At 41.6% G+C, this 12,990-nt stretch carries 9 protein-coding genes and 1 pseudogene; all 10 read left to right on the forward strand.

Annotated features, from left to right (window positions below):
- Positions 1 to 66 precede the first annotated feature (66 nt).
- Positions 67 to 1,914, forward strand: a complete 1,848-nt coding sequence (opp4A, locus tag BN997_RS04490; RefSeq protein ID WP_042530047.1) for an oligopeptide ABC transporter substrate-binding protein — start codon at positions 67 to 69, stop codon at positions 1,912 to 1,914.
- Positions 1,915 to 2,159: 245 nt separating this feature from the next.
- Positions 2,160 to 2,507: pseudogene (gene tnpA, locus BN997_RS23435) on the forward strand (IS200/IS605 family transposase); the annotation flags it as partial.
- A 1,927-nt stretch (positions 2,508 to 4,434) separates the two neighbouring features.
- A complete protein-coding gene (gene rpiA / locus BN997_RS04505) occupies positions 4,435 to 5,115 on the forward strand; it encodes a ribose-5-phosphate isomerase RpiA (RefSeq protein ID WP_042530051.1) in 681 nt (226 codons plus the stop codon).
- 186 nt (positions 5,116 to 5,301) lie between these two features.
- Positions 5,302 to 7,146 carry an asparagine synthase (glutamine-hydrolyzing) gene (gene asnB, locus BN997_RS04510; protein WP_042530053.1) on the forward strand — a complete coding sequence of 615 codons (1,845 nt, stop codon included), beginning with the start codon at positions 5,302 to 5,304 and terminating at the stop codon, positions 7,144 to 7,146.
- Between the two features lie 217 nt (positions 7,147 to 7,363).
- Entirely contained in the window at positions 7,364 to 8,632 is a 1,269-nt protein-coding gene (locus BN997_RS04515; protein ID WP_042530055.1) for a M20/M25/M40 family metallo-hydrolase, read from the forward strand.
- 77 nt (positions 8,633 to 8,709) lie between these two features.
- Positions 8,710 to 9,501 (forward strand): DUF3100 domain-containing protein, encoded by a 792-nt coding sequence (locus BN997_RS04520; protein ID WP_042530057.1) that lies wholly within the window; start codon positions 8,710 to 8,712, stop codon positions 9,499 to 9,501.
- The gene (locus BN997_RS04525) at positions 9,498 to 9,983 is read left to right on the forward strand and encodes a DUF751 domain-containing protein (RefSeq protein ID WP_042530059.1); all 486 of its coding nucleotides are present in this window, start codon (positions 9,498 to 9,500) and stop codon (positions 9,981 to 9,983) included. Before BN997_RS04520 ends, BN997_RS04525 begins: the two co-directional genes overlap by 4 nt.
- A 210-nt stretch (positions 9,984 to 10,193) precedes the next feature.
- Positions 10,194 to 11,804, forward strand: a complete 1,611-nt coding sequence (locus tag BN997_RS04530; RefSeq protein ID WP_042530060.1) for a gamma-glutamyltransferase family protein — start codon at positions 10,194 to 10,196, stop codon at positions 11,802 to 11,804.
- A gap of 40 nt (positions 11,805 to 11,844) precedes the next feature.
- Complete coding sequence (locus BN997_RS04535; protein ID WP_042530061.1) at positions 11,845 to 12,408, forward strand: chromate transporter; 564 nt, start codon at positions 11,845 to 11,847, stop codon at positions 12,406 to 12,408.
- Positions 12,405 to 12,932: a chromate transporter gene (locus BN997_RS04540; protein ID WP_042530062.1), complete on the forward strand. Its 528-nt coding sequence runs from the start codon at positions 12,405 to 12,407 to the stop codon at positions 12,930 to 12,932. Before BN997_RS04535 ends, BN997_RS04540 begins: the two co-directional genes overlap by 4 nt.
- Positions 12,933 to 12,990 lie beyond the last annotated feature (58 nt).

A 12,990-nucleotide genomic window follows, 5' to 3' on the forward strand; every position in this document is an offset into this window, starting at 1 on the left:
TAGTATATATTGCCGGTAGTCCTTGCCGGCGTAAAAGAAATATAATTAAAAGGGAGGTTTACAAGGATGAGTAAAGCAAAATTTAGCAAGCTTTTATTTGCAATGATGTTGGTTCTACTTCTTGTACTTGCAGCCTGCAGCGGCGGTTCTGATGATGCTGAGGGTGACGGAGGCGGAGACAGCGGAGATAGCGGTTCAGAAGAAAATAATGATTCAGAAGAAGCTGATGGGGAGATATATGATATAGCTGATTTTAGTCCTAGTAAAGAAGGGGAAGCAATGGATGGCGGAGAGTTGAATTTTGGACTTGTATCAGATACCGTTTTTGCTGGAACCTTGAATTTTAATTTTTATTCAGACGTATATGATTCGGAAGTAATTGATTGGTTCGATGAGGCGCTTTTAGAAGTTGACGATACGTTCACTTATACTCAAGAGGGTGCAGCTCAATTTGAGGTCAATGAGGAAGGAAATGAATTTACTTTTACAATTCGTGATGAAGTTAATTGGCATGATGGCGAACCAGTAACTGCAGAGGATTGGGCATTTGCCATTGAAGTTATAGCTGACCCGGATTATGACGGTCCGCGTTATGGGGATGTTGTAAACCTCGTCGGTGCAGAAGAATATCATGATGGGGAAGCAGATAGTATAGAAGGATTAGAGATTATTGACGACAAAACGTTGAAAATGACCTTTAAACAAGCAACACCTTCCTTACTTTCAGGCGGAATATGGTCTTATGCGTTGCCAAAACATATCTTTGAAGATATTCCAGTAGCAGATATGTCTTCTTCTGATGCGGTACGTGAAAACCCGATTGGGATTGGCCCGTTTAAAGTGGAGTCTATCACTCCAGGTGAGTCTGTAACATATACGAAGAATGAGGATTATTGGAGAGGCGAGCCTTCTTTAGATAAAGTAACACTAAAAGTAATTGCTCCTCAAACTGTCGTACAGGCCTTGGAAACTGGAGAAGTAGATATGGTGGATTCTTTCCCTACGGATCAATATCCAGATGTAGTAGATTCTTTAACAAATGTAGATTTCTTAGGAAGACTCGACAGATCTTATTCATATGTCGGATTTAAACTAGGAACATGGGATGATGAGAATGGAAAAGTAGATATGGATTTAGAAAATTCAAAAGTCGGCGATGTCGAATTGCGCCGGGCAATGTGGTATGCAGTAGATAATGATGCTGTAGGAGAACGCTTTTATAATGGATTACGTTGGAATGCAACCACATTAATGCCGTCTTTCTATGAAATTTATCATGATGACTCTATTGAAACGCCAACTTATGACCCGGATATGGCAAATCAAATTTTAGATGAAGCCGGCTATGAAGACGTAGACGGAGATGGCATCCGTGAAAATCCAGACGGAGAAGAGCTAGTGCTTAATTATGCAACGATGGAAGGCGGAGACACCGCAGAACCTTTAGCAAATTATTATATCCAATCATGGGAACAAGTTGGAATTAAAGTCGAAAAAATTGATGGACGTTTATTAGAATTTAATGATTTCTATGATCGAATTGGACAGCAGGGTAATGATGATCCAGACATTGATGTTTATTCAGCTGCTTGGTCAGTAGGAACGGATGTTGACCCGACAGGCTTATGGGGACCAAATGTAATATATAATTTCACTCGCTGGGAGGATGAAGAAAATACACGTCTTCTAGAAGAAGGAGTTTCTCCAGAAGCGATGGATCTAGAATATCGACAAGAAGTGTATAGTGAGTGGCAAGAATATATGGTAGAACAAGTGCCTGTGTTCCCAACGGTTTACCGTGCAGAATTAGCTCCGGTTAACGAACGCGTAGTAAATTGGGATATTCGACAAGAAGGACAGGAAATACTTCGTTATGAAGTTGGTGTGACTCAGGACGAACCAGTATTGCCTTAATAGAATGATTGGGAAAGACTCGCAGCTTGCGGGTCTTTTCTTTTAGGGTGTATTCTTAATCAAGAATAATTATCCATGACAGTTTTGGCCCTGTTTCACAAAAATCTCGGACAGAGACTGCTTGTTTCATTAAAAGAAGTGCTGAAGTTTTAATTTCCAAATGCGTGGACTAACTCCACCGTCTTTAGACGATATCCGCTTTTAGCCTTATCTTTTTTGTCCATACTAACAGAAGAGGTGATGGTATGGACGGATATAGAAAAAGCGGTCATGCAGTATATGATATTAAGTATCATGTTATATGGGTAACGAAGTATAGATATAAGGTGTTGCAAGGACATATAGTAGTAAGAGCAAGAGAATTGATTAGGCAAGGTTGTGAAGCAAGAGGAATAACCATCTTGCAAGATAGTGTTTGCAAAGATCATATCCATTTATTATTATCTTGTACACCAAGTGTTGCCCCAAGTAAAATCATGTAATATCTGAAAGGAAGATCATCAAGGTTATTACAAGACGAATTTCCAGAACTAAAGAAAAGATATTGGGGACAGCATTTGTGGGCAAGAGGGTACTTTTGCGCCACGGGTGGAACTTATCATCACAATAATAAGGTTTTACTTTTTAAATAATAAAAGAGAAATCAATGTATTTATCTATTTTTCGTAGTAATTGATCTTGGGGAACTAAGTCTTCTAAACAAAATCGATTTCGTTTTGCGTGTGTTTTCTAGTGTGAAACAAGCTCATCACTGCCTTTGTGTGGTACTTCTATTATACCAAATAATTACGGTCAATTTGGAGCCATTTTCAACATGAAAATAGGCAGCCGAGGGTTTTTCGACTGCCTGATTTCCCCTAAGAGTAATCCTTTTTATTGGAATGTTTAATCTCCGTCTCTCTTCTTTTATAATTTTGGTAAGTGAACCAACATCCTAGCAAAATAAAGGGAACCATAACCAGAATATTTGCTAAGGGTGAAAATTCTAACGTGATATTAAGAATTATCAGCACTGCAACAAAAGCTAGAAGTATTAGTATTTGTTTCAATTTAAATTTAAATTTTGATTCCACCTTACTCACTTCCCTTCAATTCTTATCTTACTCTATTGTAACACTTTTATTTTTTATTTTATGGGAAGATGGAGAAGCATTCCCGTTCCGAAATTCATATTGTGTTCTGACTCCTTTACCTTGTGCTTCAGCATCTTGGAAAGTATCAGTAAGTGGATAAACCTTCTTTTTCTGTCCTATCTGGTCCTATTGCTGCATCTGCACTGTTCACAAAACTCAGGTTCACTCCTATATTTAAATGCTAACACCTATGTAGATGTTTTAACCTCCCTAACCAGTAAGAAAAAATGAAATAAAACTGCAATAAATCCTTCCACCCTATCAAAGAGCTATCAACTTTTCAGGTGGTGGCTCTTTTTCTTAATATAAATTAAATAAATGAGATGACCACATGAATACTGTCAGTTTAGCTTTAGCTAGGGAAGCAGGAAACAGAATATATCCTTAATCTACTGAATAAAAATCGAAGTAGTTTATTAATTTATCTAGTGACAACTTGATGGTTGAAGATACATTGAATCGTTTTAAGCCATTTGTACACGATTCTTATATTGTCACTCTAAGTAAGTATCGGGAATATGTGAATGGTCTTGGCAACAAGGTTGTATATTAGGATGACAGAAAAGAATCCTCCAAATCAGTTTTAAATGCAATTAGTGGCATTGTTATGGATTACAACCCGAAAGACACAATCAGTATCTAACGCCAACTAACTATTATATAAATGTAGACGAGCATTTTAAAAAGTCCATTGATGAAGCTGTTGCAGGAGCATTGATTAATAAAGGGTATTACTGGAAAATAACCATTTATGCTTATTCATTAAAGAGTATGCTTCAATATTACATGCTGGTCCTTGGGAACGTTCTTGTTAGTTAACGTTTGATATTGTTTGTACTTAAAAATTTCATCAAAAAAGGTACTGAAGCTTTACATTTCTACAGGTACAAAAAAACACGGAAATCCCCGTGTTTTATCTATTTTAAATATTGGTTTATTTCCTCTGTGGTTTGAAATTCATCTACTTGCTTGATAAGTGACCCCAATGTGCTTATTTCTTGTTGGTGCAGTTTATTCTTCCAGTCTTCAGGAATTGGAGTTGAAAACTTTGTAATTAGTTCAACGGTTGTGTTAGCTAAAGCTGATCTGTCTTCCGCTTTGCCTTCATTCCGAAAAATCTCTGCTAAACTCGTTTCATTGCCAGTTCACTCCCATCTCGATAAGTGTTCCCTATATGGTGGATTATATCATAATAATGCTTCTTTGTAAGTTGACGGTTGACGCGGGGACCATCATACTTGTTTGCCATTAAATTCATTCAAATTACATATTTGATTATTTCTAAAAACTCTCATTTGCGCTATAATGGATACGGATACATAATGAGTAATTTATAAGCGTCAGATCATCTCGGATATTAAGAATCTTCATTCAGGAGGCAAATATGATGAATACACAGGAGCAATTAAAGAAAGCAGTCGGCGAAAAAGCGGCGACCTTCGTGAAGGATGGAATGAAAGTCGGTTTAGGTTCAGGTTCCACGGTATATTGGCTTGTTCGCGCTTTAGGTGAAAGAATTGAGCAGGAAGGCATTCAAATAGAAGGAATTCCATCTTCTATTCAGACCGGTGCATGGGCAAAGGAATTCGGCGTTCCTCTGACTAATTTTGCGGAAACAAAGGAATTGGATGTAACCATTGACGGCTCAGATGAAGTGGATCCGGATTTTCAATTAATCAAGGGCGGCGGTGCAGCGTTATTTAGAGAGAAAATCATTGCGCAGGCTGCCGAGAAGTTAATTATTATCGTGGACGAGTCAAAAATGGTTGACCATTTAGGAGCGTATGCTTTGCCGGTAGAAATCCTGCCGTTTGCCTGGGAACGTACAGCTCATGAAATAGAGAAGCTTGACTGTGTGCCGGTGCTTCGTTTGAAGGATGGAGAGCCGCTTGTCACCGATAATGGAAATTATATTGTAGACTGTCCGTTTGAAAGGATAGAGGATCCAGCTGACTTAGACCGGAAAATACAGGCGATTGCAGGTGTGGTGGAAACTGGTCTGTTCATTGATATGGCGGATACTGTCATCATCGGAAGCTCAGAGGGTGTAACGATAAAAGATAAATAAATTTGCAAATGAAGGATCATCGTGAAGATGGTCTTTTTATTTTGGCGGAAAGTATGAAATGAAACTTGAACACCATCATAACAATCCATTTTTCTAACCAAACATTCCTCTGGTTATGCACGAACTTGGCCGGCATAGCATAGGCTAATGTGGAACTGGAGACATTGCCAGAGAGGATGAGGCCATTTGTGTGGAATTACCGGATTCATTAGCTGGGATAAACGTGCGAGGGACGAGAGAGACACATTAGAAAAGATGGCAGCTACATTGTCTTTGCGCGGTCCAGATGCAACGGATTATTGGCTGGATGGTCACGTAGGATTTGGCCATACCCGTCTTTCTGTTATTGATTTAGAGGGCGGCAGACAGCCGATGACCAAAGAGGCGGAACATAAGCAATACGTTATTTGTTATAACGGAGAGCTTTATAATACAGAGGAATTACGGAAAAGCCTGATGCAGCGGGGGTATACATTTGCGACAACCTCGGATACAGAGGTCCTGTTAACAAGTTATATGGAATGGAAGGAAGACTGTGTGGACCACTTAAACGGTATTTTTGCGTTTGCTATTTGGGATAATGCGGCGGAGAAGCTGTTTATTGCACGTGACCGTTTAGGGGTAAAGCCATTTTTTTACAGTGAAAAAGGAAAAACGTTTGTGTTCGGTTCCGAAATAAAAGCGCTTCTTGCGCATCCGCAGGTAACAACAAAAATTGATCGGACCGGGCTCTCGGAGGTCTTTGGTTTGGGGCCTTCCAGAACACCGGGGCATGGGTTGTTTAAAGATGTCAATGAATTAAGAGCCGGGCATGCGATGGCTGTTTCGAGAGAAGGAATAAAGGTCTGGCGTTATTGGAATTTAGAAAGTAAAGAGCATAAGGATTCCTTAGAAGAGACAGCAGAAAAAGTACGGACGCTGTTTATCGATTCCGTTCAAAGGCAGCTTGTAGCAGATGTACCTGTGGCTACCTTCCTGTCAGGCGGTTTAGATTCCAGTGCAATTACAGCCATAGCGGCAAATCACTACAAAGAAAAAGGACTGGGCGCTTTATCGACCTTCTCCCTCGATTACCAAGGTAATAAAAAGCATTTTCAGGAGAGTAAATTTCAGCCTTCCAGTGATCAGCAATGGATTGAAAAAATGGTGGAAGCTTTCTCAACAGATCATCATGAAGAAGTGATTACAGGGATGGAGCTTGCTTCCCTGCTGAAAGAAGCGGTCGAAGTGAGAGACCAGCCGGGGCAGGCAGATATTGATTCCTCCTTATTATGGTGCTGCCAGCAAATGAAGAAGCATACAACCGTGGCTTTGTCTGGAGAGTGTGCAGATGAAATATTCGGCGGGTACCCTTGGTTCCATGATCCGACGGCCGTGGGAGACAGCTTTCCATGGATTCGGTCTTTAGATGGAAGAGTTGAATTATTGCATGATGATTGGCAGAGCAAATTACAAATTGCAGATTATGTGCAGGACAGATATCAAACGACAATAGATGAAACGCCTCGCCTCGATGGAGAAAGCAAGGTAGATGCAAGGCGCAGGGAATTGTTTTATTTAAATATGCAGTGGTTTATGTCCCAGCTTCTGGACAGAAAAGATCGAATGAGCATGGGTGCAGGGCTGGAAGTGCGTGTTCCATATGCAGATCATCATCTTGTGGAATATGTCTGGAATATTCCCTGGGAAATGAAAATGGCGAATGGCAGGGAGAAAGGGATCTTACGAAAGGCGATGGAAGGCGTTCTGCCGCAAGAGGTGCTTTACCGGAAGAAGAGCCCTTATCCAAGGACATTTCAGCCGGAATATACGGAGCAGGTGTCGCAGTGGATGCGGAAGATTTTAACCGACTCCGAAGCAAGGATCTTTGAGTTTTTGAAGAAGGATAAGGTAGAGAAAATTGTAGAAAGCACGGGGAAAGAGTTCAAGGATCCGTGGTATGGTCAGCTGATGAGAGGGCCGCAGTTAATTGCTCATCTCTGCCAGATTGATTATTGGTTACGGAAATATGATATTGAAGTCAGTGAATAGGCTATGCGGTTGATATAGCAAAAAAAGTGTAGGAAGCAGATGTTTTATGATACCTCTGTTTCCTATGCTTTTTCTTTTTTGGAAGCCTGTACCATGATGTTCAAAATAATATCAAAAAAGTGTGAAAAAGCTGTATTGACGTGAAATTTGTCGAATGATAAGATATTATCATGCTTTAACACTTTAACATGTTGAAAAGGAGCGTTCAGAATCCATTATGTTTTTTAAAGAGCAATATCAGCTGATAAAAGACGTGGCAGAGGATATTTATTACCACCCGGAATTAGGCTATAAAGAACAGCGGACAAAAGAGAATATCATCCGCTTTTTAAAGGAAGTTGATCCAGATGTGGACATCGAGCATTTCAGTACGACAGGATTCAAGACGACATTAGGGCCCGAAGAAGGGGATACACATATTGCGTTTATTGCTGAGCTGGATGCAGTGTATGCACCATCACATATGTACGCTGATAAAGAGACAGGAGCGGCTCATAACTGTGGACACTATACGCAAGTGGGCATCGCACTGGCAATCTATCGTTATTACGTGAAGACGAATGCCAGCAAGAATTGGAAAAATAAAATAAGTTTTATCTTTGTCCCAGCAGAAGAGTATTTAGATTTGGCTTATCGTGATGCATTGATTGAACAGGGAACGATCACGCATTATGGCGGCAAGCCGGAATTGATGAAGCTGGGTGTTTTTGATGATATCGATTTAGCTATTTGCGTACATGCCATTGGCGGCGAGTTTGATAACCGGACAGTGAATGTGAATTGCGATTTAGCTGGTTTTCTTTATAAAAAGTATACCTTTAAAGGAAAAGCAACGCATGCCGGTTTTGATCCGTTTTCCAGCAAGAATGCCTACAGCATGTCCACGGTTTTCAATACTGCAGTCGGTTTAATGAGACAGCAGCTGGATGAGAAGGAGCATGTTCGTATTAATCCTATTGTAATGGGCTCCGATATGTCGACCAATGTGGTTCCGAATGAAATCACAGTTGGCACCGATCTCCGGACAAAAACCGTGGATTATTTAAAAGAAGCGGCAGCCAAACTGGATGATGCAGCTAAGGGAAGCGCGATTGCCCTGCAGGGGGACGTGGGAACACATACACAAATGGGGTACCTTCCGTTTATTCAGAACAGATACCTTTCCACCTTTGTACAAGCTGTTTTTGATAATTTTTCGGAAATTGATGAAATCGATAACGAGAGCTTTATTAGTGCGGCTGGGGATATTGGTGATTTATCGTATATGATTCCATGTATCCAAATCGGCTATAGCGGCTTTACAGGAACGATTCATGGTGATAATTTCATTGATGTGGATCCGGAATTTATTTATAGCATTTTCCCGGAATTTGTTGCGGAAGTATTAGAGAATATAGATGAAAATGTGGACAAGGAAAAATTGTATAAACGTTCTTATTCGGAATATCTTTCGGTGATTAATCAGATTGTGGATGGTTCCAACTAGTTGCGTTTAAAAGGATGTTCAAAAGGCCTAATAAAAGGGGCTTTTTAAACACGTACTTTAAGAATTGGGGAATAGATATGGTGAAAAATTTTGTTTATTTTGTATTGTTTGTCCTGGCAGTTATTGCGGCAGCTGAGCTGATTGGTATTCAATCGTTTACAATCGGTTCAATGACCATTTCGATGCTTCCATTAGTTTTTGCGATTGCCATTGCGATGATCCTTGCTCTGCCGTTTTTGCGGAAAGGTATTCTGAAAAAGATATACAGTAAGAAGAATGTTGATTTTGCAAGCAAATATTTAATTTTTATTATGCTTCCATTAATGGCTCGGTACGGATCCGATGTTGCTCCGCAGATCAGAGAGATTCTGCAGGTCGGCTGGGTGTTTATTATTCAGGAGATTGGTAATCTGGGAACAGTTCTTTTCGGACTGCCAATTGCTATATTGATAGGCTTGCGCCGCGAAGCAATTGGAGCCACCTTAGGATTAGGAAGGGAAGGAGAGCTTGCGTATATTTCCGAAAAGTATACATTGGAATCTCCGGAAGGGCGGGGAGTTATCTCGCTTTATGTCATCGGTACGTTATTCGGGACGATGTTCTTTAGTATATTTGCACCGATTTTGCTTGATTTCGGTATTCGTGTTGAGGCACTTGCGATGGCTTCCGGAGTAGGTTCAGGAAGCATGATGAGTGCGGCATCTGCCACGCTGGTAGCAAGAGTTCCTGAAATGGAAAACACCATTTTAGCCTATGCTTCCGCCAGTCAGCTGTTAACCAGCTTTATCGGTACATTTACGATGGTATTCCTTGCCGCTCCGTTACAGCAGGTTGTATATAAGTTCTTAGTTAGAGGTGACAAAAAATGAACCCGACCATGCGCCGTTATATCCGATATGCGTTCGTACTTTTATTAAGTGTAGCATTGATTTTATTTGCACAAGAAATCAAGCTGATTAAAAACCCGGATTCGACACCAATTACATCCATGACCTTTGTCGGGTTAGGAATCCTTTGGTTATTTTCATTTATGGGTGTGATTATTGCTGATCTTATGAAATTAGTTCCAATCAAAGTCATCCGTGATTTTCCTATTTTAGGCTGGGTATCAATTACATCTTTAACGATGTGCCTGATTTCAGATTTTTTCGTTGAAGCAATCCAGTCTGTAGACTTTCTTGCGATTACAACACCAATTTTGACGGTTGCCGGTATTTCCGTAGCCAACCGGCTTGTTGATTTGCGGAGAACCTCCTGGAAAATTGCGATTGTTGCTGTCTTTGTATTTGCAGGAACGTATCTGTGCAGTGCCTTATTAGCACAGCTTGGACTGTTTTTCGCAGGTAATTAAATTTGATTTGAAAAGACTTTTCCTATGAATGGCAGGAAGAGTCTTTTTTTAGATGGATAGATTAGCAAGAACGCTTACAGATTCCAGAACAAGTATGATAGACTTAAAGAAAGGGGATAGAGTCTTTCATATTCCGTGTTTTTTTGATGGGATATCCGGTTTTTCTTGCCGGTCAGACGATAACAAAATAGTCCTTGAAAGGATGAGCAGATGGAGCAGATACATCAAAAATTTAATCCTTATGCAATTGCAAGAGAATCCATATACGCAAAAAAAGGGATGGTTGCGACGAGCCAGCCTTTGGCAGCGGAGGCGGGGTTAGAAATTTTGAAAAAAGGCGGCAATGCCATTGATGCTGCGATTGCGACAGCGGCCTGTTTAACAGTGGTAGAGCCGACATCCAATGGAATTGGCGGAGATGCGTTTGCCCTTGTATGGACAAAAGGGGAGCTGCATGGTTTGAATGGCAGCGGAAGGTCTCCTGAACATATTTCCATAGAGGCAGTCAAAGAAAAAGGATATGATACGATTCCCCAATTTGGGTGGATACCTGTAACGGTACCTGGTGTGCCTAAAGCATGGGCGGAATTATCCAGACGCTTTGGCAAATTGTCCTTAAAAGAAACGCTGCAGCCGGCTATTGAATATGCCAGGGAAGGCTTCCCGGTATCGCCGATATTAGCTCGCTTCTGGAAGAAAGCCTATCAAATGTATCAAAAGGAAGAAGGCTATGATTTTGCTGCCTGGTTTGAAACCTTTGCCCCCGACGGCAGAGCTCCTAAAGTGGGAGAAATCTGGAAATCAGCCGATCATGCAGCGACGTTAGAAGCGATTGCAGAAACGGATGCAGCCTCTTTTTATGAAGGCGAGCTGGCTGACAAAATTGCCCGGGCCTCTGAGGAAGCTGGCGGCTTTTTAACAAAAACGGATTTAGAAAAGCATGAAACAGAATGGGTAACTCCAATAAAGGTCAATTACCGTGGGTATGATATTTGGGAAATTCCTCCGAATGGGCAGGGAATCATTGCGCTGAAGGCGTTGAATATTTTAAAGGGCTATTCGATGACAGCCAAGGAATCGGTAGATACATATCATAAGCAAATGGAAGCGATGAAGCTGGCTTTTGAAGACGGGAAACGGCATATTACCGAGGAAATCCAAATGCACTATACAACGAAGCAGCTTTTGAGTGAGAAATACGCGGCTTCGAGAAGAGCATTGATTGGCGAGGAAGCGATTCTTCCTAATGCAGGTGACCCTGCCGGCAGCGGAACAGTTTATTTAGCAACAGCAGATGAAGAAGGGAATATGGTTTCCTTTATCCAGAGTAATTATAAGGGCTTTGGTTCAGGAGTAGTGATTCCCGGAACAGGGATTGCGATGCAAAATCGAGGATGGGATTTCTCCATGGATGAGACGCACGTCAATGTGCTGGCAGGCGGGAAAAGAACCTATCATACGATTATTCCCGGCTTTATTACAAAGGACAACGACGCAATTGGTCCATTCGGCGTGATGGGAGGGTTTATGCAGCCGCAGGGACATGTTCAGGTTGTGATGAATACGATTGATTTTGGGCTTCATCCGCAGGCTGCTTTGGATGCACCGAGATGGCAATGGTTGAAAGAGAAAAGGATAGAAGTAGAGCATCGATTTCCGTATACAATTGCTCAAGAATTGCGTCAAAAAGGACATGATATACACATACAGCTGGAGCCGAACAGCTTCGGACGCGGGCAAATCATCTGGCGCAGCCCGGAAACCGGCGTGCTCTCTGGAGGAACCGAGTCCAGGGCAGACGGGCATATCGCTGTATGGTAGAACAGGCTTGAAAATGAGATAAAGAAGGATTGTTATATTCATGAAAAAGCAATGGGATATTTTTATCGCTTTCTTCCGGATAGGAATGCTGGGCTTCGGCGGCGGACCGGCCTCGATCCCGCTTATGCGGAAGGAAGCTGTCGAGAAGTATAAATGGCTGGATGAGGACGAATTTACTGATATGTTATCCATCAGCAATACCTTGCCTGGACCGATAGCCACCAAGCTGGCAGGCTATATCGGCTATCGTGTCTCCGGCTGGATTGGCATGCTGAATGCGTTGGTTGCTTCTGTGATTCCAACTGTTTTATTAGTTATTATTTTATTAAGAACGTTATCAGAGGTCCGTGAATTTGATTGGGTGAAGGGCATGACTGCAGCGGTGGTAGCTGTTGTAGGGATGATGATGGCCGTTCTGACGTGGCAGTTCCTTCATAAAGCGGGAAAAGGTCTCGGCTGGGCTCGTGCGATTATTATGCTTGCAGTGATATTTGTAGTACTAAATTACCTGCATATTCATCCGGGCATTGTGATTGGCTTTCTCTTAATTATCGCTTTTGCTCTTCCGGTGAAAAAGAAGGAGAAAGAAGGTGAACGCTCATGATTTTATGGGATATTTTTGTTGCTTTCTTTATTCCGGGAATCATCGGCTATGGAGGCGGTCCTGCTTCGATAACCCTGGTCGAAAATGAGGTCGTGCGTAATTATGGGTGGATGTCTGTGCAGGAATTTGGCGAGGTGCTGGCCTTTGCCAATTCACTGCCCGGACCGATAGCCACCAAAATGGCAGGATACGTCGGCTATGAACTAGGCGGTGTGGCAGGCTCCATTGTTGGCATCTTTGCCACGGTTGCCCCTTCGTTGATTTTAATGATTTTACTGGGCGGCATTTTACTCAAATATAAAAAATCCGAACGCGTCCATCGGCTGACGGTATTTGTCCAGCCCGTTATTGCAGTGCTGCTGGGTGTGATTGCCTGGAATTTCTGGGCAGAAGCATATATCAGTATTGGACTGCTGCAAACAGCCATTATCGTTGTTATCAGTTTTTACCTGATAGAAATAAAACAGGTGCATCCGGCATTTATTATTGCTGGAGCCATGTTATATGGCGGCTTTTTCTTGTGAAATTGCTTGGTCAAAAAAATGAAGAACATGATAATTTGTGGAGGCTTACCAGAGACAT

Origin of the sequence: Oceanobacillus oncorhynchi, from assembly GCF_000821065.1 — a bacterium.
In the GTDB taxonomy this organism is placed as follows: Bacteria; Bacillota; Bacilli; order Bacillales; family Amphibacillaceae; genus Oceanobacillus; species Oceanobacillus oncorhynchi.